37 protein-coding genes are annotated in these 23669 nt (G+C 40.8%); 6 read left to right on the top strand and 31 right to left on the bottom strand.

The features are described from left to right. Window positions 1–69: 69 nt before the first annotated feature. Window positions 70–708, bottom strand: a complete 639-nt coding sequence (locus tag MKX34_RS11650) for a hypothetical protein (RefSeq protein WP_076296324.1) — start codon at window positions 706–708, stop codon at window positions 70–72. Further along, window positions 708–1163 (bottom strand): hypothetical protein, encoded by a 456-nt coding sequence (locus MKX34_RS11645; protein ID WP_076296323.1) that lies wholly within the window; start codon window positions 1161–1163, stop codon window positions 708–710. Before MKX34_RS11645 ends, MKX34_RS11650 begins: the two co-directional genes overlap by 1 nt. Window positions 1164–1180: 17 nt before the next feature. Between MKX34_RS11645 and MKX34_RS11640 the strand changes: the two genes are divergently transcribed. Then, window positions 1181–1327: a hypothetical protein gene (locus tag MKX34_RS11640; protein WP_339205032.1), complete on the top strand. Its 147-nt coding sequence runs from the start codon at window positions 1181–1183 to the stop codon at window positions 1325–1327. Here the strand turns inward: MKX34_RS11640 and MKX34_RS11635 are convergent. The 19 genes from MKX34_RS11635 to MKX34_RS11545 form a co-directional block, all read right to left on the bottom strand. Next, window positions 1324–1977 (bottom strand): dUTP diphosphatase, encoded by a 654-nt coding sequence (locus tag MKX34_RS11635; protein ID WP_076296322.1) that lies wholly within the window; start codon window positions 1975–1977, stop codon window positions 1324–1326. The two genes, MKX34_RS11640 and MKX34_RS11635, sit on opposite strands and share 4 nt — an antisense overlap. 5 nt (window positions 1978–1982) lie before the next feature. Then, the gene (locus MKX34_RS11630) at window positions 1983–2330 is read right to left on the bottom strand and encodes a hypothetical protein (RefSeq protein ID WP_076296321.1); all 348 of its coding nucleotides are present in this window, start codon (window positions 2328–2330) and stop codon (window positions 1983–1985) included. A gap of 57 nt (window positions 2331–2387) precedes the next feature. Further along, entirely contained in the window at window positions 2388–3563 is a 1176-nt protein-coding gene (locus tag MKX34_RS11625) for a hypothetical protein (protein ID WP_081383860.1), read from the bottom strand. Window positions 3564–3603: 40 nt separating this feature from the next. After that, window positions 3604–3870, bottom strand: a complete 267-nt coding sequence (locus MKX34_RS11620) for a hypothetical protein (RefSeq protein WP_076296320.1) — start codon at window positions 3868–3870, stop codon at window positions 3604–3606. A 34-nt stretch (window positions 3871–3904) separates the two neighbouring features. After that, window positions 3905–4693: an HNH endonuclease signature motif containing protein gene (locus tag MKX34_RS11615; protein ID WP_339205030.1), complete on the bottom strand. Its 789-nt coding sequence runs from the start codon at window positions 4691–4693 to the stop codon at window positions 3905–3907. A gap of 29 nt (window positions 4694–4722) precedes the next feature. Beyond that, window positions 4723–5025: a hypothetical protein gene (locus tag MKX34_RS11610; protein WP_076208152.1), complete on the bottom strand. Its 303-nt coding sequence runs from the start codon at window positions 5023–5025 to the stop codon at window positions 4723–4725. Next, window positions 5018–5551 carry a Holliday junction resolvase RecU gene (locus MKX34_RS11605; RefSeq protein ID WP_076138858.1) on the bottom strand — a complete coding sequence of 178 codons (534 nt, stop codon included), beginning with the start codon at window positions 5549–5551 and terminating at the stop codon, window positions 5018–5020. The genes MKX34_RS11610 and MKX34_RS11605 overlap by 8 nt, the downstream gene beginning before the upstream one ends. A 135-nt stretch (window positions 5552–5686) precedes the next feature. Then, window positions 5687–5947, bottom strand: coding sequence for a hypothetical protein (locus MKX34_RS11600; RefSeq protein WP_076138857.1), 261 nt, complete (start codon window positions 5945–5947; stop codon window positions 5687–5689). A 166-nt stretch (window positions 5948–6113) separates the two neighbouring features. Next, entirely contained in the window at window positions 6114–7088 is a 975-nt protein-coding gene (locus MKX34_RS11595) for a hypothetical protein (RefSeq protein WP_076138856.1), read from the bottom strand. Window positions 7089–7121: 33 nt separating this feature from the next. Then, window positions 7122–7490, bottom strand: coding sequence for a hypothetical protein (locus MKX34_RS11590; protein WP_076138855.1), 369 nt, complete (start codon window positions 7488–7490; stop codon window positions 7122–7124). After that, a complete protein-coding gene (locus MKX34_RS11585) occupies window positions 7490–7888 on the bottom strand; it encodes a hypothetical protein (RefSeq protein ID WP_076104498.1) in 399 nt (132 codons plus the stop codon). The genes MKX34_RS11590 and MKX34_RS11585 overlap by 1 nt, the downstream gene beginning before the upstream one ends. Next, the gene (locus MKX34_RS11580) at window positions 7878–8351 is read right to left on the bottom strand and encodes a hypothetical protein (RefSeq protein WP_076138854.1); all 474 of its coding nucleotides are present in this window, start codon (window positions 8349–8351) and stop codon (window positions 7878–7880) included. The genes MKX34_RS11585 and MKX34_RS11580 overlap by 11 nt, the downstream gene beginning before the upstream one ends. Then, window positions 8341–8649 (bottom strand): hypothetical protein, encoded by a 309-nt coding sequence (locus tag MKX34_RS11575; RefSeq protein ID WP_076138853.1) that lies wholly within the window; start codon window positions 8647–8649, stop codon window positions 8341–8343. The genes MKX34_RS11580 and MKX34_RS11575 overlap by 11 nt, the downstream gene beginning before the upstream one ends. A gap of 25 nt (window positions 8650–8674) precedes the next feature. Further along, entirely contained in the window at window positions 8675–9370 is a 696-nt protein-coding gene (locus MKX34_RS11570) for a Rha family transcriptional regulator (protein WP_076138852.1), read from the bottom strand. A 6-nt stretch (window positions 9371–9376) separates the two neighbouring features. Beyond that, window positions 9377–9652 (bottom strand): hypothetical protein, encoded by a 276-nt coding sequence (locus MKX34_RS11565; protein ID WP_076104494.1) that lies wholly within the window; start codon window positions 9650–9652, stop codon window positions 9377–9379. Between the two features lie 4 nt (window positions 9653–9656). After that, complete coding sequence (locus tag MKX34_RS11560; RefSeq protein WP_076138851.1) at window positions 9657–9857, bottom strand: hypothetical protein; 201 nt, start codon at window positions 9855–9857, stop codon at window positions 9657–9659. A 290-nt stretch (window positions 9858–10147) separates the two neighbouring features. Continuing rightward, window positions 10148–10360 carry a hypothetical protein gene (locus MKX34_RS11555; protein WP_076138849.1) on the bottom strand — a complete coding sequence of 71 codons (213 nt, stop codon included), beginning with the start codon at window positions 10358–10360 and terminating at the stop codon, window positions 10148–10150. A 58-nt stretch (window positions 10361–10418) separates the two neighbouring features. Next, entirely contained in the window at window positions 10419–10622 is a 204-nt protein-coding gene (locus tag MKX34_RS11550) for a helix-turn-helix domain-containing protein (protein WP_076138848.1), read from the bottom strand. 23 nt (window positions 10623–10645) lie between these two features. Next, complete coding sequence (locus MKX34_RS11545; protein ID WP_076138847.1) at window positions 10646–10897, bottom strand: helix-turn-helix transcriptional regulator; 252 nt, start codon at window positions 10895–10897, stop codon at window positions 10646–10648. Between the two features lie 154 nt (window positions 10898–11051). Here MKX34_RS11545 and MKX34_RS11540 point away from each other — a divergent pair, with 154 nt between their 5' ends. Both MKX34_RS11540 and MKX34_RS11535 read left to right on the top strand, forming a co-directional pair. Beyond that, window positions 11052–11738: an XRE family transcriptional regulator gene (locus tag MKX34_RS11540; RefSeq protein ID WP_076138846.1), complete on the top strand. Its 687-nt coding sequence runs from the start codon at window positions 11052–11054 to the stop codon at window positions 11736–11738. Between the two features lie 33 nt (window positions 11739–11771). Continuing rightward, the gene (locus tag MKX34_RS11535) at window positions 11772–13001 is read left to right on the top strand and encodes a tyrosine-type recombinase/integrase (protein ID WP_076138845.1); all 1230 of its coding nucleotides are present in this window, start codon (window positions 11772–11774) and stop codon (window positions 12999–13001) included. Here the strand turns inward: MKX34_RS11535 and MKX34_RS11530 are convergent. From MKX34_RS11530 to MKX34_RS11515, 4 genes are all read right to left on the bottom strand, one after another. After that, entirely contained in the window at window positions 12943–13524 is a 582-nt protein-coding gene (locus tag MKX34_RS11530) for a cellulase N-terminal Ig-like domain-containing protein (RefSeq protein WP_076296319.1), read from the bottom strand. The genes MKX34_RS11535 and MKX34_RS11530 overlap by 59 nt on opposite strands. Before the next feature lie 156 nt (window positions 13525–13680). Continuing rightward, window positions 13681–14430, bottom strand: a complete 750-nt coding sequence (locus tag MKX34_RS11525; RefSeq protein WP_036689808.1) for a GTP pyrophosphokinase family protein — start codon at window positions 14428–14430, stop codon at window positions 13681–13683. Window positions 14431–14498: 68 nt separating this feature from the next. Next, window positions 14499–15059 (bottom strand): GNAT family protein, encoded by a 561-nt coding sequence (locus MKX34_RS11520; RefSeq protein WP_036689806.1) that lies wholly within the window; start codon window positions 15057–15059, stop codon window positions 14499–14501. Window positions 15060–15075: 16 nt separating this feature from the next. Beyond that, a complete protein-coding gene (locus tag MKX34_RS11515; RefSeq protein ID WP_036689805.1) occupies window positions 15076–15654 on the bottom strand; it encodes a TIGR00730 family Rossman fold protein in 579 nt (192 codons plus the stop codon). A 97-nt stretch (window positions 15655–15751) separates the two neighbouring features. Here MKX34_RS11515 and MKX34_RS11510 point away from each other — a divergent pair, with 97 nt between their 5' ends. After that, complete coding sequence (locus MKX34_RS11510) at window positions 15752–16069, top strand: MazG-like family protein (RefSeq protein WP_076142003.1); 318 nt, start codon at window positions 15752–15754, stop codon at window positions 16067–16069. 83 nt (window positions 16070–16152) lie between these two features. Here MKX34_RS11510 and MKX34_RS11505 read toward each other — a convergent pair whose 3' ends face one another. From MKX34_RS11505 to lepB, 3 genes are all read right to left on the bottom strand, one after another. Then, entirely contained in the window at window positions 16153–17013 is an 861-nt protein-coding gene (locus MKX34_RS11505) for an alpha/beta hydrolase (protein WP_076296318.1), read from the bottom strand. A 264-nt stretch (window positions 17014–17277) separates the two neighbouring features. Continuing rightward, window positions 17278–18315 (bottom strand): HD domain-containing phosphohydrolase, encoded by a 1038-nt coding sequence (locus MKX34_RS11500; protein ID WP_036689800.1) that lies wholly within the window; start codon window positions 18313–18315, stop codon window positions 17278–17280. A gap of 184 nt (window positions 18316–18499) precedes the next feature. Beyond that, window positions 18500–18997, bottom strand: a complete 498-nt coding sequence (gene lepB / locus MKX34_RS11495) for a signal peptidase I (protein WP_036689798.1) — start codon at window positions 18995–18997, stop codon at window positions 18500–18502. A gap of 155 nt (window positions 18998–19152) precedes the next feature. Here lepB and MKX34_RS11490 point away from each other — a divergent pair, with 155 nt between their 5' ends. Further along, window positions 19153–20130 carry an alpha/beta hydrolase gene (locus tag MKX34_RS11490; RefSeq protein WP_076296317.1) on the top strand — a complete coding sequence of 326 codons (978 nt, stop codon included), beginning with the start codon at window positions 19153–19155 and terminating at the stop codon, window positions 20128–20130. Between the two features lie 83 nt (window positions 20131–20213). Here the strand turns inward: MKX34_RS11490 and MKX34_RS11485 are convergent, their stop codons facing one another. Both MKX34_RS11485 and MKX34_RS11480 read right to left on the bottom strand, forming a co-directional pair. After that, on the bottom strand, window positions 20214–20639 hold the full coding sequence (locus MKX34_RS11485; protein WP_141118582.1) for a DUF4265 domain-containing protein: 426 nt from the start codon (window positions 20637–20639) through the stop codon (window positions 20214–20216). 342 nt (window positions 20640–20981) lie between these two features. Then, window positions 20982–21842, bottom strand: coding sequence for an SDR family oxidoreductase (locus MKX34_RS11480; protein WP_038570030.1), 861 nt, complete (start codon window positions 21840–21842; stop codon window positions 20982–20984). A gap of 204 nt (window positions 21843–22046) precedes the next feature. Between MKX34_RS11480 and MKX34_RS11475 the strand changes: the two genes are divergently transcribed. Then, the gene (locus tag MKX34_RS11475; RefSeq protein ID WP_143763714.1) at window positions 22047–22856 is read left to right on the top strand and encodes a hypothetical protein; all 810 of its coding nucleotides are present in this window, start codon (window positions 22047–22049) and stop codon (window positions 22854–22856) included. A gap of 17 nt (window positions 22857–22873) precedes the next feature. Here the strand turns inward: MKX34_RS11475 and MKX34_RS11470 are convergent, their stop codons facing one another. Then, window positions 22874–23665: a lipid II flippase Amj family protein gene (locus MKX34_RS11470; RefSeq protein WP_036689792.1), complete on the bottom strand. Its 792-nt coding sequence runs from the start codon at window positions 23663–23665 to the stop codon at window positions 22874–22876. Window positions 23666–23669 lie beyond the last annotated feature (4 nt).

Genomic DNA, 23669 nt, shown 5'->3' with positions numbered 1-23669 from the left:
CCTGTAGCGTGATATATGCCGCCTCTGCCCTCTCTCGGGGGCAAATGTTTGTCTTATCCTTTACCTGTGTCATGACTTACCCTCCTTGATCTTAGCTACTTGAGTCACATAAGAGTCATAATGCTTTGTGATGATCTCCTTAGCCTTACGAACCGCCTCTTTATATCGTTCATGGCTGTATATTTTGGTTCCAGTATCAACGTCTGAAACGGTCCAGAAGTCGAAATGTCTACCTTCCGTTCGATAAATAAAGAAGTCATGAGTTCCAACAGTGAACACTTTCTCGCCTGTGACTGTCTGAAAATCACCCTTCATCATTCGTATTTCAAATTCCTCTGCTTTTCTCAACTTTCGCACTGGTTGTTTAGGTTTCTCTTTACTCTTCCTTGGCTTTCTTGAAGTGGTTCTCTTCAGAGATATAGCAATTTGATTGAATTCTTCCGAAGTAATTCCAGTCATTTCAATGAGCTTCTGTTCCACTTCCTTGAAATGCCGTTTATGTTCTGTAAGCAAGTCCAGTTTTGAATTGCTTTCCAGTTGTTCATACCACCAAGGACGAAACACGTTATGATATTGAGAATCCGCAAACAACTGGACACTTTCGACTATCCTTTGAGCGTGGAAATGAGATATTTGCTTGCCTTGATGAATGTTCTGAGCAACAATCCTGAACCATTTCTTCTGATTACGTCTTTTATGTTTGCGCATTATATCTCCCCTTCCTTATTTTCTATGGCTGCTCGGGCCGTGGAAATTATGTCTTTCAATCCGTGCTGATATCCGATCTTGTCATCATCACTTATGGCATCCCGTGCCCTATCAAGTATGGATTCAACTGCTCCTGCATATCGGTCAAGTCGGGCTATGGTCTGCTGTGCCTCTATCAAATCTTCTTGTAGACCGTACATATAATCTTCATTTCCTTGGCTTACGAAGAGTATCTTAGCTTCAGCAACCTTCCGATGTTTTTCAGCCTCTTTCCGTGACTCTTCTAGAGCAGCCAACAACTCGTTCGTGCCTTCACATAAGGCAAACACTTCACCTCTCAAGTGCGCTTCTGCTCCTCTTGAATTGTCAGCAGCAAACCAACTATCATCAGCAGTTTGTTTGATCTCTTCTATCCGTTCTGGTGTCGGTAAGGAAACTTTTCCTGATTCACTCATTTGCCCCATACCTCCTTATGGCATGCCTTGCAAACTTCGAGTTCATTGCCGTTGAACTTATTTTTCATGACCAGTTCAGAATGATGCTCATTACAGAGTTGGCAGAGCGGACGACCACATCCGGGACATTTCTTGAGTTCAGTCATAATGTCACCCTCTCTTAATATCCATTGGATTGACGATCATGGTTTACTTTGTTCTTGGCTGCATAGGCTTCAGTGATCTGTTCAAATGAGAAGCCAAGGCGTTGCTCACCAAGCGAGTAAAAGCAAGCCAGCGCTCCCCGGAAAAAGTGACATTGCTGATCTTTGAATCTTTCGTATCCTCCGACCAAAAATTCGCTCCCAACGATCATTCCGACATTGTGTAAAATCTCCGTGAATAGAACAACCGTTTCTAATTCCGCTACATCATCCGGGATGTATAAGCGATCCGCCGGAAGGTCGAGCTGTCGTGCGATACTCAGGAAGAAGTGTAGACAGTCTACGTACTCTTCAATCAGTGGACGAGACTCAATTCCAGTTTCATCGCAATATAGACATGGATCGAGGATGTCATCGCCTTCCGCTGTTGTTCCGATACTGAATCCACCTTTACCTCTGCAAGCGTGGCATTTACGTTCAAGGCGAGGTTCTTGATCATTGCTCCAATGCTTGAAACCGCGCCATTCATTTGCCAATTCTCCGATTTCTACCTGAAGAGCTAAGACTGTATTAGGCAGCAGGTCAACTCCTTCAAGACCCTTTTCTTTGATGATCCGTGCATCCAATACTTTCTGCATTTCATACATTTGATCGAGTGTTAATGTGCTCATACTGGTTATGCCTCCCCTGAAATGGATTTTTTAAAGCGCTCGACTCCGGCTAGTCTCCCAAAAATAAACTCTTGATCAAGCGGCGGCGTATATGGATTTTCGTCTTCTTGTGTACGATAGAGGTAGGCTGCTATGCTGGATGCCTTGTATCTTTCCATAGCCAGTTTATAATCAAGGATCATGTTGGCAATCTCTTCTGGGCTCTCCTTAACCAGCGCATGTCCGGCACCAGGAATCGTGACATCGGTATAGACTTTGTAAGTTCTAAACACTACATCTACCGGAATGAATACAGGTGTTTCACTTGCAATATCTCCGCGCCCATTTAGAAGTACTTCCGTGAGTTTTATCATGCTTATCAGCTCCTTTATAGGAAAGAGGGTGGTTAACCCTCAATTCTCCTTGGTCATTTAAGATACTAATGCACCTATTTCCCAGGCTATCTTCCGAACTTCCGGCCAGTAATGTGCGTCTGGTCCCTGCCCGTTGCTATCCTTACAAAACCATTCTGTAATCGTTCGTTTCCCATAAACCACATATTCCCTCAGAGCCTTCACCCAATAGCTTTCTGTACTGGACATTGGTAATGTTCGACCATATAAACTAAGCTTTACAGGGATCTCATGTACCTTGTGGTTCCCCCATGCCTTGCTTTCGGTTTCTATCAGGGACAACCGTCCGTTGGCTTTTAATTCAAATGCGAAAAGTCTTGAAGTCCAATCAAATTTATAAAGCTTCGAGAGCATCTCATTTGCTTTCACTAAGCGTCCTTCTTTGCCTATGACCTTGCATTCCTTGCTAATCTGGGTTGCCACAGTTTCGCTGAATTTAATGCGCGCTGCTGGTTTATGATGGCCAGATTTTTTGATCAGTTTTCGTTTCCGGTTTTCCTCACTGTCTAAATCAAAGAACTCAAAACTCGCTATATTTCTGTAGTTATATTCATGCAGTATGACCCACCACATGTTGTTGATATTGTGGTAAACAATGCCACGCTGCAAACACCCTTTACGGTCTCTGAAATACTTAACTTCTCCATTCCGGATGCGCTTTCCGTCTTTATCTTTGCTGTTGTAGCTTGGTACCTCATACTCCGGTAATTCTTTTCCTTCTTTGTAATGACAAGAGCTTTTAATATGGTCCATCACTTTATCAAAAGCCCTGACTGTAACCGGCTTGGATTGATCCGTATACCCATCTTCCTTGCACGTTTCTTTAATGTGTTTTAATTCAGTTAGAAATGACAAGCGAAGCAAGTATGGCATGAGCTTTAATTTATCGAAATCATAGTATCCGCCGCTTTTATTGACGGTGTTTATTTCTTGGAAAAATTCAATTTTAAATCCCATGCGGTATTTTTCAGCCTTAAACTTAAGATTTCCCTTCTGCCCCTCAAAGTGGTCTTTTGCCAAACAAGCGTAATCTCTTAAAATACGCTGATCTGTCTGAATGAACCATCCTCGTTCTTTCATCTTTTCAAATATAAGACCCATAACAGCCGAGGCATTATCTGATTCATCTCTTAGATAAAAACTTGTTCCCTGCGAAGCAAGATTGTCTTCGAAATACATTTCTTTATTGATCATTTCTCGCTCTCTCTCCTTATGGGCTATGCCCGAAATTGTTTTAAACTCCCAACTCCCGCATTTCTGCATCCTCTGTAGCATCTAACGTGATTGAAGGTATGCCATCCCATAACTCTCGAATCTCATTAGCCTTAGCAATTACTGCTGCTTTTTGCTTTGGTGTTAATACGATATCCATAGCCTCTTGATAATGGTTTTCAGCTTTGGTGTACGCCCTTGTGTGAAGTACATTCATGTACCGCCAAAACTTATCGTTACTCAGGGATTTAATCCGCTGGAAGTGTCTGCGCTGTTCTGTTTCAGTCATTATACTAATCACCTCACGTTGTTATATGAATTTTCTAATCTTCAAATCGGTCATTAGGATGGTAAGATCCCTGTGCAGCATAGCCATTAAGAGCATCAGTAAACATTGATGTGAAGGTGTTCAGATCCTTAGTTTCTAAGGATTCCAGTAATCTAATTTCTTTTACTCGAAGATCCCTACCAGCTGCCGTTGCGATTAAATCCGCTATAGGTTCAATCTGCTGCAGCCGCTCATCCCTTGCTTTCTCCAACTCAAGTTGCTTGTTTAACTTGTGATTGTGTTCATTCCAGTCTTGTTCATCAAACCAGAAGTAATCGCCGTATTTATTCCAAAACACTGAAATCCAGTACTGCAAGAGCTCTTCATCTGTTTGGATAATGTCATGGCAGACCCCACAAAGGCGTAATCCATTTGTCTTAACTCCCCTGCCCTTTCTTCCTCGTGGCATTACATGATGTGTTGTTGTATCCGGGGCAGTTTTACAATGTGAACATTTACCGTCAGCCTCTGCAATCAATTCCTTAATTACTGCCGCTGGAAACTCACAGCGCTGTTTTGAACTTTTACCTGACTTGTGTTCTGCGAATATCTTTTGCTTCAAAGGAGATACCTCTTTCTTCTCCTTCTTCCGCTGCCCTAAGCTGCTTGTCTTCTTGGGTTTCTCTTGTTTCTGCGGTTTCCAGAAAGTTTTATGAGGGGTTTCTTGAACCATGCTACACCTCATCTCTCTTTGATTTTGTTTAGTAGGTTGTCCTATAGATAATTGCTCTGCCTCCCACTCACATTCAGTACAACGGTATAAGTCCAGGGTTATTTCCCTCATATCTGATCCACACTGGAGACATACCAGAATCATGATCCTCTCTCCGCTTCTGCAAGTTCGCCTGGCGTGAGCTGGTTTACTTCGATCTGTTGTTTATCCCGAGCGTACAATGGAGCATAGCTATAAGGTGGAATTGCATTTCGTACATGAAGATAAGCAACAGGCTGTTCGGTAGCTTCCACATGAGCTTTAAGTTGCGCACATCGATATTTTGGTAGGATCGCCCATCCTTTGGGACGTTCTGGACGCCATCCGGGACCGCCTGTGATATAAAGTGGCTTACCACATTCTGCAGCTTCGTTACGGGTCAGCCAGCCATTTCTATCAGGCATTCTTCTGAGTGTCCTCGAACCAAACTCTATCAACTGTAGCTAAATAATCTAGTGGCATGCTTCGTCCTGAACTAACTTCATAGGCATCTATCTCCATGTTATCTAGTGTCATACTCTTATGCCCTCCACGAGCTGCCTCCATCTTGTATGCTCTCAGTGCAGTAAACGGGAGAAGATATGTTTTGCGTTGCTTTCTAAACTCCACTAATACGAAGCATAGTGCTCCAAATTTATGGCACTTCTCTAAATGTTCATACTGATGATCCTCAACCTTCTTTAGGTCAAATCGATCAAGTTCTTGAATTGACTTAGCTTCAAAAAATACTGCTCGTCCTCGATAAATGCCGTCATAATCAACTGTTGACTTAGCTTCAAAGAATCCTGCAAGTACTTTTGTTCCTTTGCTCCGAGTTACTTTTACTGGTGTCGATCTTTTATTGATAACCGCAAGCTCTCTATTCTCATAAGATTCATTTGTGTAATTTAGTAGATTCTCGAACGCTGCTCCCCGGTTCCCTTGTCCCATGTTTAACCGCCTTTCTATTAGCTCTAGAATCAAGTACATAGTTCATACCATCGATATTAAGTATGTTTGGTACTTCATTTTTGATTTTCATTACTGTTACGATCTTTTTATATTTCTTACCAACCTCGTAATGTGTCATTTCGAATCTTTCCTCGCTCTTTTTGGGGTTTCTAATTCACGTTTTTCAGCTATTTGGTCAATCATATCTTCAATCTTTGCCCGTACAACTTTTTGACTAGTTGATAACCCTACACCTGCAGTAGATGCCTCTGAGATAATTTTAGCTACGATATGGTCAGCTGCGGCCAGATGTTCAAAAAGTCGATATTCCAAGGATTCAAAGATTCTATCGAATTCATTTAGCAAGTACTTCTCCCGGCGTTCAGCAGCAGTCATAATCACCACACCTTTTCTCGCTTGCGATTGACGAGTAGCATTATAAGCTTTTTTATTTTTTCTCTAGCTATGAGTTCTTTAGTTGCGTGGATTCGTATGTCATAGTCAAGTGATTCATCGTTTATGATCTGCAAAAGTTCAGCGTCAGTTCGACAATTAAGAAAGGTCATCGATGTTTTGCCTCCTTCTGTTCTCTTTCTCTCGCCGCTTTCATTTCCTTTGCCCGTTGCATTGAACGTTCTAACTCTTCAGCGCTAACCGATTTAGCACCGGCATTTGTTGTAATTTCAAGCTTTGGCTTTCCACTCGGTGTACTGCTATTTCGGTTTGTCTGCTGTTGTGCTCTCATATGGGTTAGTATTTTCGGATATTGTTCTCTCAAATTAGTTGGACTAAAAATGATAGTCCGGTAAAAGTTTTCGTTCAGACCGTATTTGATAACTTCGCCTAACTCAACCTCTGGGATCTTATCTCTTTCAAGTATCAATCTGAATGTGTCCGCCCAGTTCTGAAAGTTAGGCTCCTTGATTAAATGGCTTGTCCCAAGTTGGAGAGCATTCTCATAGGCCAATTCATGAAATCGTTTAGCCAGTTTATAGACTCGGTCATCCTCGGAATAAACGCGTTTAGCGTTTTTCTGAGAGGAAGATTTTTTTAATTCTTTTTCTTGTTCATTCTTGTCATTCTTTACATTCTTGTTTATATTGTTGGGTTGCCGTTGCTCTCGCTTAGGCTTCGCGTCCGTTTCGTCATTGCCTTCGTCGTTGCTTTCGTCCTCACCAGAATCTTGATAAACGCTGTAGTTAAGCACTTCTACAAGCATTCCGTGCGTTGCTTTCGTCGTTGCAATCATCGTTGCTTCCGTGTCGCTTTCGTGACCCCCTCCATCGGGTTTTCGTAGAAAGCTCAAAACCTGATATACTTGGTCCTTTGTCGGCCGTTCTACTCGGGCTCCTACATGCCATTTACAAGCTTCAATGATATCGGGTATAGAGGTACTAATTTGCCCTCGTTTAAGCCCCTTGTATTGAGCATGTTGCGCTGAGATAAGCAAATACATCCAGACCTTCAGATACAGCGGCGGCTTATCCCAAATGGTGCTTTCTATAATCTTTCGATGTAGTTTGATCCAGCCGTCCATTTCACCACCTGCTTACTTTTACATTTTCATGAACTACCCAGCATCAATTGCTATATCCCGGCAGTTACGCGAACAGTACCATGCACCCTGATACTCATAGACATTTTTCTTCGAGTAAATTCTTTCTCTACAACAGACACAAACCCCAATAATTTTTTTGTGCGGCCTCTCCTTTTCAGGTGTTGTTTGCTTTGTTTTTTTCATAGTCTCTTCAGGTTCCGCCTCGATAGAACGTTTATCAATCCGTTTCAGCGCTATCCTTAATCCTTCTATCGTTCTATTTCTCTTGGAACACGGCTTGCCGCATTTTCGTATATAGTTTGATTGGTCTTGGTAGGCAATTCTCAGTTCTAGGCGTATCCGTGCACGCTCCGCCACGCGTTTCGAATCTACTTTAGCCATCAAAGTCCACCTCCTAGAGTCCTATTCTCGCGATTAGCCTTCAGGTGTAGTTCAAATAGTTGTTGTAACAGAGACTCATGCTCGTTTTTCCACATCTTTCTTTCTTCCATAGCTTCAGCCTCTAACATCCTCAGTTCCTCTACAGCTATTTCAGCGCGTGTTTCCTTATCTCCGGGGCCTGGTTCCATCTTGGCGCGAGCATAGGTGGATTTCCGAAGTGCGTATATCCGCCAATACTCCCCCTCTCTCACAGCTGCCACGCGTCCCATGAGCATATGTGCTTTAGTCAGTAGTTCAATCTTCATAATGTCCGCGCCTGGGGCGTTCCCATCGTACTGATCAGCTTGGGCACGTAGTATCTTGATATCCTTGATATACTGCTTAATATCAATGTCCATCTGATTTCACTCGATCTCTTATTAATTTGTTACCGAAGCAATGATAATTACAGATATGACCGCCATGGGCTGATAGATGTACCTGGCCTTCAGGAATAATTGTCTCGCAGGCTAGACAGCTAAAATTACCGTTGGTCCAGCCTGAAGTTACTTTCTCACGCTGTATCTGACGCTCTAAAAAGTCTCTTCTCCTTTGTTCTGGAGTTCTCATCCATTCCGGATAATTCATCGTTTTTGAAACAAGGTCTAGCGACTCTTCACGCATGTCCTTTACATATTTAGAGTGATCTATTGCTGCACGTTCTTGAGCTGTGAAATCCATCCCATCAAGGATGGGATCGGCATAGGGTTGGCGCTTATGCATAGATAAAACTGCATTAAATAAACTTGTAGATTGGATTGTAACCTCATATTTTCGTCCAGTTACATCTACCATAGGTAAATTCCAATCTTTAGCTTGCATTGCTTTTTCCTCCAAATGCTGATAGACTGTCCTTAATTAAATTTGTTTTGCACGTGACTAGCTCCCCGGCTCCTACCCCGGTGGGCTGTTTTTCATTTAATCGGCCATTTCGGAACTTGTCTAAGGCGATTTCATCCCAGACTTTCAGCAACTTATCCCTACATTCCCGCCGATTTTGAGCAGCAAATAGATAGATATTAAAATCTATTTCTCTTCCCCGTAACAACGCATCATCTTCAACTGTCTTCCAAAATGCAACCTCTTCGCGAAGATCTTCAGCAACAATATGCTTGTCCACAAGATCCCTCCTTTTCTTAGTTAAATCAAAACAACATTTGACCGTTTGCTTGTTCAATCTGTCTCATTAGGTTATTGGGTGGATTCCAAAGCGGAACGTATTGAAGCGCACGATCGTAATCTTTAATGAATGTGTTGTTATATGAATTGATCTCAAAGAACTCAGTGAATTCATTCCACAGCGCTGAATATACTTGCGTCCGAAGGCTGCTATCCTTATAGGCTGCTGATTTCTTTCCACCCACGATTTCTAAAACTCGTTTGTTCCCTGCCTTTTTTAGTGTTCGTTGCTGCCCGTAATCAATCGTTATGCGGTTTTCTAAATGCTCTACCCGATCTTCCATTTCTTTAGTTCGAATATCCAGCATCAGAATTGCTTGTAATTCTTTACTAGCCCCAGCGAATGGATTCTTGATCTTTTCTTCCATAGCTTCGAATTTAGTCACATAAGCAGCTGTGAAGAGCACACCCTTTTCTCCTGTCATTTTATTGGCTACCATATCGCAACCTTTACGAGTCAAGAGGTAATTAGGCTGTTCTTTGTTCTGTGCATTGAGATAATGGCTTGGAATGAAAAATTGATGACTCCCGAGATCTTGGGAGTCCAAAATCTCTGCATATCTCCGAATGTCATATAAAAGATGGTCATGACGTTTACCCATCATGTCTGCTACTTCACGGCTGTCAATTGTAACTGGCTCCTTAACAATTTGTTTATGCATGAATCGCTACCTCCCTTTACTCCTAGCTGATCTCCTATCTTTCGCGTTAATGGAGTCACTAGGGTATCCGATATTTAACCGTTGAACTGGCGTATGTCCTTCTAAATTCTTGTTTGCGGCTTGAGGATCGTATCCGATACTTTGCGGTTTACCGAATCTCCCAAACAGTTCTTTGCGCTCCATTTCATGAGCAGTGCGGCAATGATTGACTGTGATTACATCACCTGTATGACCACAATTGGGATAAGGGCATCTGACTGTACTGCATATGATTACTGTCACGTAACTAAACCTCCTTACCTTCACCTAGAGAAGTTATATACCTTACTTCTAAGTCATCAATGAGTGCTAACATACTTGGATTATTCAACCAGTTACGACGAGTACGGTCAGTAAAGTCTTGAATTTGCTCTGGCGTACAACCACGATTCAAACAGTTTTGAAATATAGTTGTCATATCAGGGTATCTACTTTTCTTGTTGTCCATGGAGTGTCTCCTTTCCAAATCTTCCCTCTGCCTTTAGAATGAAAGTTGTCCAGACTACAATTCAAAGGAAGAAGGTGATTACATGACTGACACAACTTCCATGTTTATTGGCGATTGGGAAATCGAATCATTTTTGCCGGGTTCGGTTATTTTCCATTCTCCCAAAGACAATGAGGTTCTGTTGCTCTCTAGGAGTTCGCAAATTCTTGCGAGAGTTGTCCTAAAAGAAGATAATGCAGTTATCCTTAAAACTGAGGTGGAGATTAACATACCGGTATCAGGCGGAAAACTTATTCAGTTTTTGCATAATAACGTCCATTGACCAGTTCGTATTGATCAACTAAACGTTCAGAGGTGCGGCGTAACTCTTCGGCAATCGCCGGGTTGATTTCACTTTTTAATGTTATGTTTAATTTTCCAGTCTTGATGTTGATTTTCATCGAAACCAACAAGGTCGCCTTCTCTTGGGCGGCCTTCTTCTTGAGCGCCTGTCGTCTAAACATCTGATTTGCTCCTTACTGGGTATAAAACCCTATAATGCGGTTATGATGGCTGATAGGGCTACACCTGAGAACTACAGCTTGCCCTCTCATGTTCAGCGATCCATTCTAGCAAGGCAGCTTTCCGAATGCGTATTACCTTTCGCATTTTTATACTTGGGAGGTCACCAGAAGCACACCAAGCATAAATCGTGCTTCTAGCGACATTAAGATACTCAGCTACCTCTTCTGGAGTGCAAATTTCAGGTAATGTTTCGATTTCCATAATTGCTCCTCACTTACTGTTGCTTAAAAAGCAACATTTGAATTAAAAATTTTTGGAAATACATCACAAACCGGCATTTCCAGTTTGTTTGCTATCCTCACCGCCTCCCCTAAAGTAAACTCTCTCCCACCTCTTTCCGCGCGAAGATATGTTTCAGCGCTTACTCCAACAGCAACAGCCATATCATTCGCATTGAATTTCTTAATCGTCTTACGAAGATAAAGTAATTCAGCGTACTGCGTAGGATCGGAATGCAGGTCTAATTTTTTGCTCAAATTCAGCCCTCCTCTCGCACTAATAATATACATCCGTGTTGCTCGAAATGCAACTATTTTATCATGTTAATATTTATCTTCAACTAAAGGCAACAATTTTGTTGTCTTTTACGCAATTCTGTTGTATAGTAAACAACATTAGGAGGTTAGAACATTGGAAAGAGATGTTTTTCAACAAACGTTTGAACGATTGAAAACACAATCTGGTTTAACAGATGCTGAAATAGCGAGACGATTAGATGTTAATCGCTCAACAGTTAGTAGATGGAAAGATGGAACAATCTCTCCGCCACTATCCAAAATTAAAGAAATAGCTAATCTCTTCGGGGTAAGTCCTCTTGAGTTTATTGATGATTCGGTTGAAGAAAATGAAGTGCGTAATACACTTAAAAAAGCTTTACCAGAAGGGGCAATTCCGGTCAAAGGAAAATCCATTACTGTTCCGCTTTACGGATCTATTGCGGCTGGTGTACCTCTTGAAGCAATACCGGTAGAAGAATACATAGAAATCCCTGAGGACGTGGGGAGTTGGTATCCTTATGCCTTTCTTCTCCGCGTAAACGGTGAAAGCATGAATAAGGTTGTTCCTAATGGAGCTTACGCTCTCATTGATCCTTATAATGGCGAGGACGTTGGTAATGGGGATGTAGTTGCTGTTCAAGTAAATGGATACGAAGCTACACTAAAGCGGTTTTTCAAGTTACATAACACTGTTGTTCTTGAGCCCGATAGTTATAATCCTGAATACGTCGCTCAAAACTTCACTTCACCAGAAACTCAAAACCTGCGAATAATGGGCAAAATGGTTTGGTTCATGTCGCCACCAAACGCTAAATTTTAACTAATTTACATATGAAGGGAGGTGAAGTTGAAAATGCCAAGAAAACCAAAGCAAAAACCTGAAGAGATAAAATACCCTGGGGTTCGTGAAAGAGGCGGTGTGTTTCGTTTTCGCTATGATATCATCAATCCTAAAACAGGCAAACGAAAGCAAAAAGAATCCGATCCATTTCCTACGGCTCTAGAAGCATTCACTGCAGGAATTAAAATCAAGGAAGAACTCAACAATAAAACATACGTAGAAAAGAAATCAGTTTCATTCGATGATTGTTGCGAAGAATTCCTTAAGCATTACAGTGCAAGAAATAAAAAAGGATCTTCGATAGAATCAAGGGAAAGAAACTTGAAGCGGTCGCGCGCTCAATTCAAATTCACTAGAATTCAAGATATCACAAAAAAACAATATCAAGATTTTTTGGATTCCCTTAAACTCGTTGAAAAGAAAAACAAAACTATTGGTTTAAGCCAAAACTTTATTAATAACATTCACGTTTCAACTAAACTGGTTTTTTCTTATGCAATGGAAAACGGAGTCATAAAGACGGACCCATCCAAAGGCATTGAGGTACCAAAATACCAAGAGACCGTTGAACAGCTTGAGAATGAAAATGAAATACCTAACTACATGGAGAAAGAGGAGCTAGTCCACTTTTTAAAAATAATCAAAGAGCATGGAACCGAACAGGATTACCATTTTTTTTATGTACTTGCTTATACAGGTATGAGAATAGGCGAGTTATGTCCGCTTAAATGGAGAGACTTGGACAAGGAGATAAAACAAATCTCTATCACAAAAACTCTAGCTGATTCGGGCAAAACCACAGATATGAATGTCGGTACACCAAAAACTAAATCATCGAAGCGAAAAATTAGTATAACCAGTAGTGTCATTTCTATATTTGACGCTCAATCATATTGGCAAAAGCAGTACAAAATGTCCGTCAGAAAAACTTATTATGAAAAAAGCGAGTTTGTGTTTATTAACACCAAAACGTTTCCTGGCTATCAAATATCAGGCAAGCGAATGCGTGACACAATGAAGGTCTTTCTGAAACTTGCCGGATTATCAACGGACCTAAAACCTCATTCACTAAGACATACTCATGTTTCATTATTGGCGGAAGCTGGGGTATCTCTAGAAGTAATACAAGAACGCCTTGGCCATAAAAACGATGACATAACCAGGGCGATTTATATGCATGTAACTAAAAAACTAAAAACGGAAGCTTCTGAAAAGTTCGAAGAATTACTAAATGGACTTTGATGTGGGAAGCATGTGGGAAAAAACCGCAATTCCATTGACAAATCAAGGCATTGGCATAGCCACCTGCATCATGCCAGCCACCCGAACAGTCTAGTTGAAGATCCGGTTGCCCATATACAATCCCTTTTACGGTATGACACGCCTTGTGCTTCCAATCTTCAGCATATTCTTCAGTCAATCCAACGCCACAGCGATAATAATAGAAAGCTTTCAGCAAGCCCTGTTGAAGCTCATGATAAGGCTGATCTGAGATTGTAAAGGATGCCGAAGCTACACCCTCGCCCTGCTCAATCCGATATCTTCCCTCAGCCTTGACCTCCGAGAAATCACCTGTGTGCAAAGTTACTCCACTGGCTTTATCAAATCTTCCAGCATCTGAACTACCTTTGAACACAATAGTCCCGCTATCAACATCAACTACCTGAAAATCATGCTCAGCACCTGTAAATACTGCGATTTTTTCTCCATCCAGCGGATATCCGATTTGATTCACAGTAATGGCGCGAAGTGTACGCTCGCTCATCTTCATTCTCCTTTTATGTAAAAATGATGAAGCTGAAGTAACCTTTCTCTTCTAGTTGAGAATACTCTATTCTAGTTATCTATGGCAATGATGTATACAAGAAAAAACCTAGAGTCACCCGAAACGAAACGGATAACTCTAGGCGGACAAAACAGCTTATTTATCGTCAAGCAGTTTAATAAAGTTAGCTGGAAGTGTGAACTGCTTATTATGAACCACTATACGGCGAAGCTCCTCCTCGAAAGAGCTAAGATCATCTTCATCATCGTCTTTAATTTCTTTTATATCTCGGTGCAGACGCTCCATTTGCAGATCAAGAGCATGGGCGGCATCCGCCGCATTTTTCAGCTCACGAGTCATGCTCTCAGGTACTGATTTATTATATTTATAAAAGATTTTATGTTCGAGGCTTGCCCAGAAATCCATAGCAATGGTACGAATTTGAACTTCTACACAGACAAGCTCCTGGCGATCGGACATAAAAACAGGGACTTGAATCAGCAAATGAAGACTCTGATATCCGTTAGGTTTAGGATTCTTAATATAATCCTTTACCTCAAGAACCGTTAGATCATCCTGCTTCTGAAGCATCTCACTAACATGATAGATATCAGAGATAAAAGAACAGGTGATCCGCAGACCAGCGATGTCTTTAATACAATTTTTCACTGAATTCAGCGATAATTCACCATTTTTGCGCAGCATTTTGTTCATGATACTCTCTGGTGACTTAATACGCGATTTGGTATGTTCAATTGGGCTGTAATCATGCAGAGACTGAAACTCCTGTTTTAGGATCTCAATCTTTGTTTCCATCTCATCCAATGCAAATTTATAAATCAACATGAAACGAGTGATATCGTGCTTAAGCTTCTTAAATTGTTCAATTTGATTCTCGGGGGTCATTATCTCATTTCTCCTCTTGTAGCGTTTCTCTATATTTATCATAGCCAATCCACTAGTGAAATTCAAATTCAGCGGTATTCACTTTTCAATTTAGAGAAGACAGCAAGATCCACATACCGACCTTTTTCGAACTCATGTTGCCTTAAGACCCCTTCTTTGTAGAAGCCGAGCTTATTCATCAATATAAGTGACGCCTCATTTTTCGGTTCCACTCTCGCTTCAATTTTATTTAGTTTCATGTTCAAAAAGCCAAACTGCATAACACGGTTCACTACCTCTGTCATAATCCCCTTTCCCCAAAAAGCAGGCATTAAGTCATACCCAATTTCCACACGATGATGATCTTGCTCATAATTCAGAAATCCGCAGGTTCCAATCACTTTTTGAGTCTCACGATCTTCAATCATCCACCGTAAACCGGATTGTTCCTTAAAAATTTTGTCATACCATTTCATTTCATCTATCGCATCCTCGACCGAAATGAAGGGTGTAAATGGCATATATTTCACAACGGCTTCTTGGGAATAAAGTTCAAATATATCATAGCGATCATTTTCTGTTGCTTTACGTAGTGTACATCGTTCAGTTTGTAACACAGGGAAATCAGTAAATGCAAATTCTGAATTCATGTAAGTTCTCCTTTTTCTAGTTGAGCTGTTTCCACTTTTGCTCTAGCGTTTGCGGAACATACTCCTTCAATAGAGTTAAGAGTTCCAACGGCTCGTTGGATACGTTTAGCAGACTGAGATGCGAAGAATTAGAGAAGCCTTCTTGGATACTGTTATGAATCAGATTCAGCAGAGGATCAAAATAATTCCTGATATTTAGAACCCCTACCGGCTTCTTGTGTATGCCAATTTGTGACCAGCACAAAACCTCAAAAAGCTCCTCATACGTTCCAAACCCTCCAGGTAAAGCAATGAAGCCATCTGCCAATTCTCCCATTTTTGCTTTACGGCCATGCATATCTTCTACTTCTATCAACTCCGTTAATTCTCTATGTACCATTTCCCCATTAAATAATCCTCTAGGCATTACTCCGATTACCTCGCCTCCACCATTCAAAACAGCATTAGCGACTTCACCCATTAATCCGATTTTTGAGCCACCGTAAATTAAACGATAATTATTCATAGCCATGTAGTTACCAAGTTCAACAGCTTTAGCTTTATAATCCTCATGTCCCCCTAAATTCGATCCTGCGAAAACACATATTGATTTCAAAATCCCATCTCCAAACTATATATTGATAATGTCCGCTATCTAATATACTATATGTTGGAGTATAAATCATGTGAAAGATTAAGGAGTGCTACATAATATGGAAATTAATGATGTGCAGAAATGGATTAATCATTTTTATGGAGAACGAGGCTGGACTACTTATGGTCCTTTTATAAGAGTGGGATTCTTAATGGAAGAGACAGGTGAAGTAGCACGAGCTGTACGCTCCTATGAAATCGGCAGAGATCGACCGGATGAATCGACTCGTACTCCAGAGCAACTGAAAACCGACTTGATTGAGGAAATCGGGGATGTTCTCGGAAATATCGCATTGTTAGCCGACTTATATGGCATCACTTTAGAAGAGGCTTTTACTGCACATAAAGACAAATTAGTGAAGCGGTTTAATTCCTAGTGACGAAGTAATCCTGAAAAAAATAGGACTACAATCGGCACAACCGAATTGTAGCCCTTCATTAATTTACTCTTTAAGCCCTGTTAAGCTTTACCGCCTAATGTATGATTCGAAATTGCTTTGATTATGGTTTCCCAATCATCCGGATGGACTTCGTGGCCCGTTCCTTCCAGGGTTAGAAGCGACGCATTAGGAATTTCCGCAGCAAGTGCCAAGCCATGCTCTATAGGAAGCACCGTGTCTTCTGTGCCGTGGATAACCAAAGTAGGAACCATGATATTTTTTGCCTTGCCCTCGTAGTCGTCATCCCCTGTAAGGAGAGAATGATTAAACATGCTAAGCAAGTTGTTGGCACGTTTTATTTCCATCCTTACTTGTTTATACGCTCTTTTCTCATCGAATTTATGTTTTGAACCACAGAGTATGCTGGAACCTGAAACCAAATAATGGGCTACCGCTTCCTCATTAGACCAATCCAGTGTTGCTCCATCTGCATGGAATGCGAGGATCCGCTCATCCATAGGAGGCAAGTTCCGATCATTATCATCAGATTCGAAAAAACTTGATGCGATCAAGGTTAAGGTTAGAACTTTTTGCGGATGACGTGTAGCAAGGACTTGTGCAATCATTCCGCCTAAGGACATCCCAACGATATTTGCCTGTTCAATATTATAGGCGTCTAGTAACCCAGCGGCATCATTAGCCATATCTATCACGGTATAATTGGAACTCCCAGACTCATAAACAACGGAACGTCCGACATCCCGGTTATCATAACGAATAACGTAACGTCCGGTATCTGCTAATCGCTGACAGAACTCTTCATCCCAATAAACCATAGAACATGTGGCACCCATAATCAGCAATATCGCAGGATTGCTAGGATCTCCAAAACTTTCCGAGCATATATCAATTCCGTTTACTTTTACTATTTTTTCGCTCATTGTTCATTCCTCATTTCATTCGAATTTTATCAATGAATGCACAGTTAAATAAGACTCAATACATTTTCAAAAAAATGGATGATGTCATCATTGAATTGCACCTCAAATTAACGTAAACGAATGAATTTGATAATCACGATAAGCACTCTCCTATTCCATATTAAAGGGTTTTTAACCCAATTCCGATTATAACACAAAAAAGCTATCCCCTGATTTTACGGATCAAGGAGATAGCCTTACTATTTTTCGCCACAAAAATATTCGTTAAATAAATACTTCTTCAACAGTCAAATTACGCTCTTTAGATAAGTCTCTGAACGTAGTCTCATTTATTTTTACCAGAGGTTTGAAAATATCCAACGGATTATTCATAATAATCGTACCTTGCTCACCATTGCTAAGCTGAACGCTCTTACCCACAAAATTCGGCAATAAATGTCCGATCAGAGCTTGTACCGCATTTCCATTCAGCTTGCCAAATCCAAGTTCATGTACCTTGCGAAGAACGTTAATCAGGCCTTGTTTCGGTTGATTCGCTCTTCCTAAGGTCATGCCTACATAAGTATTTGCGACAGCAACAATCTGCGTATACGGGTGCAAGTCCTGTTTACGGAGATTGTTAGGATAACCTGTACCATCCTCGAATTCATGATGCTGAAGCGCCACTAGTGCGGTCTTTTCGTCATTCATCGATTTAAGGATAATGTCGTATCCATACGTAGTATGACGTTTTAGTTCTTCTGATTCTTCAGGAGTTAAGTTATCCGTCTTATTTAAGATATGTGGAGCAATCTGGCTTTTTCCGATATCGTGCAAATAACCGGCTCTACTAATCTCAAATCTTTCGGCTTTTGTATGACCTAACCAAGTCGCTATGTAAAAGGATAACAGTCCGACCTGCAATGAATGATTGTATGTACTGATATCATCACGTTCAAGCAGCAATAATAAAGAAACGACATCCTTTTGTTCATCCAATTTCTCCAGCAATGGCTGCAGCGTATTATCAACATCCGACTGCGTAAAGCTACCCTTGCTGAGTGCTTCCAGAAATATAGATTCATAGTTTTGGATGGCTTGATCAAAATTACCATCTATCCCTTGTGCCACATTCATTTCTTCATTATCCAGCGCCATCATGCGTGGTTCAATATCGACATAATCAATCTGATGCCTCATCAGGATGGTGATTTCTTCTCCGTAGACCACTGTCCCCTTCGGAAGCACGTGTAGGCCAACACTATTGAATGTATCTGCTATTAGACAATCGCCATGTTTGAGATCTGTGACATGAGCTTTCAAAATTCAGCACCCCTTACTATATGTAGGTATATTTTACCTTAAGGATAGCTAAATTCTTCCAAAGTAACAATATGGTTAAAGTCTCATTAAACCACTCGGTTAGTTCAAAAGACCCCCGCGACTTCAGCACCCCTAAATCTATTTTTAGAGATTAAGCCTTACATTTATCCGTCTTACACACTACCTAAAAGGGATTGCTAAATTCAGCGATCACTTTCCCAATCAGCTTATCCTTCGACACAAATGGAGTATCCCACAGATGAGCATCATAGCTTATATTCCGGTTATCTCCAAGAAAAAAATAATGATCGGCGGGTACCGTAACCGGTCCAAAAGTGTAATCCATCTGTTCATTGAGGTAAGGTTCGTTAACCTTCGCTCCGTTTCGGTAAAGTTCGCCATCTTTAATTTCCAAGGTATCTCCAGGCAGCCCCATTAGCCTTTTTACATATCTTTTATTCTCATCACCAGCTACAGGTGGCGTAAATACAACAATATCTCCATGCTCCAGTGTGGTCATCCATAACATTTTCTCAACAATTAAGCGATCATTGATTTGAATCGTTGGGATCATAGAGCCCGTTGGAACTCGCATGGCTTCAGCAACATAGGTTCTAACAAACAAAGAAATAACCACTGCGATCATAATACTCGGCAACCATTGCTTCATAAATTTCAACATTATTGCTCACCTCGCATTCATTTTAATGAGTCAAACTTTTTCAGCTGGTTCATATTCAGTTCATATTGTCGTCATGTATAGTTCATCTTCATCGGGTAAGCTTCCTTTAGCGACTCGTTAAGGTAGCTAGAATAAAGCGATTAGAACAGGAGAAGATGCGATTGAAACCAGAAGAAGAGGTTATAAAAAAAAGGATGAATAAACCGCTGAAAATTATACTTATTTCCTTAGGGGCTTTAGCTACTGCAATAGTACTTTTTCTAGTGACTGTTTTTGTCGCTAATATTTTCCTTAATAAATCGGACCAAGCTAAAATAAAACCCTATGGTCAGTCTGTAAGCGTCGACGGTAAAAATATGAATGTTTTGATTCAAGGAAATGGCGAAGAGACGGTCGTACTCTTACCTGGTTATGGAACGGTGGCACCGGGACTTGATTTTAAACTGCTGATAGATGAACTATCTCCATTTTACAAAGTTGTCGCGATTGAGCCTTTCGGTTATGGATTAAGTGATAGAACTGAAAAAGAACGAACCACGGAAAATATTGTAAGTGAAATTCATGAAGCTGTAAAGCAGCTTAATATTGACCGTTATATTCTAATGGCACACTCTATTTCCGGTATGTACAGTTTGAATTATGTGAACAAATATCCACACGAAGTGAGTGCATTTGTCGGGATTGATAACAGTATTGCAACAGAAGACAGAACAAATGTTAATATACCAACAGGAAAATTAAAACTACTTAGAAAATCAGGCTTGGGCAGATTGTTATTTAAAACAAGTGGAAACCCCTATGTTGGATTGCCGTTTGATGATGAAACTAAAGAACAATTGAGATTATTTACACTTAGAAACACTTATAATTACACTCACTTAAATGAAGTGGAACATATGTCTTCTAATTATAAAGGGGCTCTAAATTCAACTTTTCCAAAGGATCTTCCCCTTTTGCTCTTTGTACAAGGGGATGATACTCTCTTAAAAGATTGGATATCATTGCATGAAGAGCAAGTCAAAAATTCTAAACAAGGAAAATTGGTAAAACTTGATGCAGGACATTATCTGCACCATACCAAATCAAAAGAAATCACTGAAAATTTCAAGACATTTATGGAAGAAATAAAATAAAAAGCGTTTCTCTATTCTCCATGCTGCAGTCATCGTGTGCAAGTTTCCTTGCATTTCATGACGCAGCATTTTTTTCTTAGTATTCAAATCTCGAACCGCTCAATAATTCGATTCATTTCCCCATCAACATCAATCGAAGTATTCTTAGGAATATGAATGACGAACAAACCGCCAAAGATCAACTCACATTTGCCTTCATTCTCTATAATTCTATGTTTAAAATCTGCAATGGCCGTTGAATCAACAGCCTCTTTACTAAGCAGCCAAGCGTATCTTTTGAAAGGAGATTTCTGGACGGTCTCTTGGTAATAATAGACTCCATTTTCTTCCTTCACCTGTATAATATCTCCCATTGTAACAGCCGGATTAAAAATCGGTGTCTCTTCAATTCGAAATTTATCTTTGCCAAATGGAGTAACATCGAGGATTTCTATTTCACGGCCATCTGCGTTGAAGCAGATATGGATTCCGGACGATTCTAGCATCGGCACACCTCTATCCTTGTTCAATATCTAATCTTGTTCATTCTAAATAACACAAAACAAAGTAAATACATTAGGCTCGTAATCCCGAACAACCTAAAGATTCCGGGCGTTAATAACATATATAAACTGTAGGGAAAACTCCAGATAAATGCAAGCAGCATTAGCCGACTTCTGTTTAAAAAGACACCTATTGCTAATAACCCCGCCGGTAATAACAACATAATTATACTAATTACAAGAGTGGAGCGATTCGTAATCTCAGCATAAGGATTGATGAATATAAAAATTAGCCATAAAAAAACGGTCATCAAACTGGACATATAACCTATTAGTTTAATGATTGTTAAATTTATGGATGACTCCATCCTATCCCCTCAATTCTTTCGCAATAATTCTCTCCAGCCATTTCCATGGAAGCAGCGTTTTGCCTAAGATTAAGATTCGCGTGCCTTTGCCGATAGGATAACGTAGCCGTGGTGCTTTCATTTCGGTAATACGACCGATAAGATTAGCCACTTGACTAGGGTCAGGCGCTGTCTCAGCAGTATGTTTGGAATATCGTAGCACAGCGTCAAGACGTTCTTTATACGGAGAATCCTCCTTACGTCGAATTTGCTCCATGCCTTTTCCCCATATCGGTGTACGGAAGGAGCCCGGTTCAATTAATACCACCCGTATTCCATAAGGGGACATTTCATGACGCAGGCTTTCGCTGAAACCTTCAACAGCAAATTTAGAAGCTGCATAAGGCGCATAACCTGGAAATCCGGATAATCCGCTTACACTTCCCACATTAATAATCGTGCCGCTCTGCTGTTCTCGCATAATGGGCAGCACAGCTGTTGTCACAGCCACTAATCCAAAAAAGTTCGTCTCCATTTGCCGCCGCCATTCCTCCATAGATATTTCTTCTATGAAACCGCCAATGGCAAAACCTGCATTATTCACTAGAACATCAATTCTTCCAAATGTTTCGTGTACTGAAGATATTGCTGTCTCTATAGAATCGCTGTCGGTGACATCCATGGTCATTAAATGAAGCTGCTTTAAAATTCCTGCCTGCTCTGCCTGCTGCACCAGCTCGGCTTTACGGCTTAAATCACGCATGGTTGCTATCACCTTAAACCCCTGTCCAGCCAATTTGAGCGCTGTCAGCAATCCAAATCCACTGGAGGTTCCGGTAATCAGGGCCACTCGATCGTGCCCATACTCTAGATGTGAACTCATATTTACTCCCCTTTGTATTTCACAATTATAAAAACAAGCAAACAAACGTTCTATTGTCCATTGACTATCCATTAATTTCAAGTTATAGTAAGAGCATCTTTTATATTTCTGTGCGGGAGAAGCACCTCGCAAGACAGGCGTCAATGCCTATCTTGGAGGTGCTTTTTTGCGTATATTAACTAATTCATTAAGGAGCTGAGATGAATGTTTAAACCAAAAGGTACCGTCAGATGTAGAAAGAACATTTTCAGAATTAGGGATTTAAAATGGGTGGCTCAATTAGTGCTGGTAGCAGCTTTCCTAACCTGTAACCTTACACTTGTGTCTGCTGCTAGTGGCTGGGATGCCGCGCTGGATGACATTAACAGTCTTCATGGTAATTATACCGCGCTTCAAGCCACCCTCAAGACAGATAACTCAGAAATTCAGAAGTTACGCAAGCAGAATAATGACGCTCTGAAATCTATTCGTTCCGTCATACAGTCAACAGATCAAGCACTGTTAAGCCGCTTATTTTCAGAAGCAACCTCAGTTCAGAAGAAACACGCTCCCCTTCTGGAACAATACAGCACACTCGGTAAACAGTCTACCGCAGCCAAGAAAGCTAAAGACTTGAAAACAGTCACATTGCTAGACCTGAAGCGCAATAAATTAAAAGCTGCTGTAACCCTGGCCCGAGCCGAAATTAAAACGAAGACAACCGCTTTGGCAGCCGCTCGCAAGCAAACCGCTGCTAAGCTTAAACCCGTCAAAGATGCGTTGGCACCCATCACTGCTTTAAAGAAGCAAATAACTGCCGAAAGTAAGAATCTCGCTGTCACGCAGAAAGTACGCGCGGATGCTGACAAACAATATAAAGCAGCTGTTAAGCAAGGTGATGCAGTTAGAGCCGCTACAGAATTGAAATCATCCTATGAGCAAATGAAACGAATTCATTCCATTCAGCAGAATATTTACAGCTGGGAGCAGAAGATCTCGCTAGCTCTAAGAGCAGCAGAATCTAAACTTCGCTAATGATTAGCCCCACTGGCTCAAATCAGCTTCACTAACATACTAATTAGCTGGGCTGCGGGCACAATCAGGAGCTGAGCAAATATAGTGCCTACAAATCGAGAACCCATCAATACCACATATATTTTTCCTAGCTGATCACGGTATTCTACATTTTCAGTAGCCTTATGGGTAATTAGACCAAGCTGTGGGTCGATAAATATGGTCAGCAGAATAGTCGCCATACCGTTAATCAGTCCGGAAGCTTGAGAAGCAGTCGTGCTATATTGAGGCATTAGATGAGCAGCATACAAAGATGATATGACACCTACGGTGTAAAAGGCTGTAACAAAAACATTCATCACAATAAATCGTTTAGGAATCCCCAGGTATCTGAAGTTATATAGATTCACTTTTGGTTTTCTTATGTATTTTCTTGTGTTCTTTAGTTGCCCGATCGTTACACTGGTAAGCAGTTTTGGGATAGAACCCTCAATTTCAAGCTTAGAGATGATTCTCCCAAACAAGCCGACAAAGGTAGGAAAAACAGCAATGGCAATTAATGTTCCTAAGGAAGAAGCCAATAATATAATTCTCAAGTAATTTAGAAGCGGAAAATCAGAATGTATTTTGGCATAATCTACGAATTTAGCCGTCAGTGGAGCTTGGATCATATTTGCAGTTCTTGAGACGAGAACAATAATGCCTGTGAGAGATAACGCAATGGCTATCTTGTTCAGCTTCACTCCGGCATATCGTACCGAATACGATAAGGTTTCTGCCGTGTGAATAATCATCGTAAGCAAGCATACCACAATCAAACTATTTACCATTTAA

Origin of the sequence: Paenibacillus sp. FSL R5-0636, from assembly GCF_037974255.1 — a bacterium.
Taxonomy (GTDB): domain Bacteria; phylum Bacillota; class Bacilli; order Paenibacillales; family Paenibacillaceae; genus Paenibacillus_AQ; species Paenibacillus_AQ odorifer.
Note: the sequence above shows the minus strand (reverse complement) of the source record. Positions and strands in the feature narration are given on the sequence as shown.

What these genes read in the sequence shown, in the direction of transcription:
- MKX34_RS11475 (WP_143763714.1), top strand. Translation starts at nt 22,047, where the DNA reads ATGTTTAAACCAAAAGGTACCGTCAGATGTAGAAAGAACATTTTCAGA.
- MKX34_RS11560 (WP_076138851.1), bottom strand. Translation starts at nt 9,857, where the DNA reads ATGGACAACAAGAAAAGTAGATACCCTGATATGACAACTATATTTCAA.
- MKX34_RS11590 (WP_076138855.1), bottom strand. Translation starts at nt 7,490, where the DNA reads ATGGCTAAAGTAGATTCGAAACGCGTGGCGGAGCGTGCACGGATACGC.
- MKX34_RS11480 (WP_038570030.1), bottom strand. Translation starts at nt 21,842, where the DNA reads ATGAGTTCACATCTAGAGTATGGGCACGATCGAGTGGCCCTGATTACC.
- MKX34_RS11550 (WP_076138848.1), bottom strand. Translation starts at nt 10,622, where the DNA reads ATGGAAATCGAAACATTACCTGAAATTTGCACTCCAGAAGAGGTAGCT.
- MKX34_RS11585 (WP_076104498.1), bottom strand. Translation starts at nt 7,888, where the DNA reads ATGGACATTGATATTAAGCAGTATATCAAGGATATCAAGATACTACGT.
- MKX34_RS11630 (WP_076296321.1), bottom strand. Translation starts at nt 2,330, where the DNA reads ATGATAAAACTCACGGAAGTACTTCTAAATGGGCGCGGAGATATTGCA.
- MKX34_RS11615 (WP_339205030.1), bottom strand. Translation starts at nt 4,693, where the DNA reads ATGAGGGAAATAACCCTGGACTTATACCGTTGTACTGAATGTGAGTGG.
- MKX34_RS11525 (WP_036689808.1), bottom strand. Translation starts at nt 14,430, where the DNA reads ATGACCCCCGAGAATCAAATTGAACAATTTAAGAAGCTTAAGCACGAT.
- MKX34_RS11640 (WP_339205032.1), top strand. Translation starts at nt 1,181, where the DNA reads ATGGCATGCCTTGCAAACTTCGAGTTCATTGCCGTTGAACTTATTTTT.
- MKX34_RS11505 (WP_076296318.1), bottom strand. Translation starts at nt 17,013, where the DNA reads ATGAGCGAAAAAATAGTAAAAGTAAACGGAATTGATATATGCTCGGAA.
- MKX34_RS11605 (WP_076138858.1), bottom strand. Translation starts at nt 5,551, where the DNA reads ATGGGACAAGGGAACCGGGGAGCAGCGTTCGAGAATCTACTAAATTAC.
- MKX34_RS11570 (WP_076138852.1), bottom strand. Translation starts at nt 9,370, where the DNA reads ATGCATAAACAAATTGTTAAGGAGCCAGTTACAATTGACAGCCGTGAA.
- MKX34_RS11580 (WP_076138854.1), bottom strand. Translation starts at nt 8,351, where the DNA reads ATGCAAGCTAAAGATTGGAATTTACCTATGGTAGATGTAACTGGACGA.
- MKX34_RS11530 (WP_076296319.1), bottom strand. Translation starts at nt 13,524, where the DNA reads ATGAGCGAGCGTACACTTCGCGCCATTACTGTGAATCAAATCGGATAT.
- MKX34_RS11635 (WP_076296322.1), bottom strand. Translation starts at nt 1,977, where the DNA reads ATGAGCACATTAACACTCGATCAAATGTATGAAATGCAGAAAGTATTG.
- MKX34_RS11600 (WP_076138857.1), bottom strand. Translation starts at nt 5,947, where the DNA reads ATGACTGCTGCTGAACGCCGGGAGAAGTACTTGCTAAATGAATTCGAT.
- MKX34_RS11650 (WP_076296324.1), bottom strand. Translation starts at nt 708, where the DNA reads ATGCGCAAACATAAAAGACGTAATCAGAAGAAATGGTTCAGGATTGTT.
- MKX34_RS11470 (WP_036689792.1), bottom strand. Translation starts at nt 23,665, where the DNA reads ATGGTAAATAGTTTGATTGTGGTATGCTTGCTTACGATGATTATTCAC.
- MKX34_RS11555 (WP_076138849.1), bottom strand. Translation starts at nt 10,360, where the DNA reads ATGTTTAGACGACAGGCGCTCAAGAAGAAGGCCGCCCAAGAGAAGGCG.
- MKX34_RS11510 (WP_076142003.1), top strand. Translation starts at nt 15,752, where the DNA reads ATGGAAATTAATGATGTGCAGAAATGGATTAATCATTTTTATGGAGAA.
- lepB (WP_036689798.1), bottom strand. Translation starts at nt 18,997, where the DNA reads ATGTTGAAATTTATGAAGCAATGGTTGCCGAGTATTATGATCGCAGTG.
- MKX34_RS11595 (WP_076138856.1), bottom strand. Translation starts at nt 7,088, where the DNA reads ATGGACGGCTGGATCAAACTACATCGAAAGATTATAGAAAGCACCATT.
- MKX34_RS11645 (WP_076296323.1), bottom strand. Translation starts at nt 1,163, where the DNA reads ATGAGTGAATCAGGAAAAGTTTCCTTACCGACACCAGAACGGATAGAA.
- MKX34_RS11610 (WP_076208152.1), bottom strand. Translation starts at nt 5,025, where the DNA reads ATGCCTGATAGAAATGGCTGGCTGACCCGTAACGAAGCTGCAGAATGT.
- MKX34_RS11625 (WP_081383860.1), bottom strand. Translation starts at nt 3,563, where the DNA reads ATGATCAATAAAGAAATGTATTTCGAAGACAATCTTGCTTCGCAGGGA.
- MKX34_RS11490 (WP_076296317.1), top strand. Translation starts at nt 19,153, where the DNA reads ATGCGATTGAAACCAGAAGAAGAGGTTATAAAAAAAAGGATGAATAAA.
- MKX34_RS11535 (WP_076138845.1), top strand. Translation starts at nt 11,772, where the DNA reads ATGCCAAGAAAACCAAAGCAAAAACCTGAAGAGATAAAATACCCTGGG.
- MKX34_RS11520 (WP_036689806.1), bottom strand. Translation starts at nt 15,059, where the DNA reads ATGAATTCAGAATTTGCATTTACTGATTTCCCTGTGTTACAAACTGAA.
- MKX34_RS11620 (WP_076296320.1), bottom strand. Translation starts at nt 3,870, where the DNA reads ATGACTGAAACAGAACAGCGCAGACACTTCCAGCGGATTAAATCCCTG.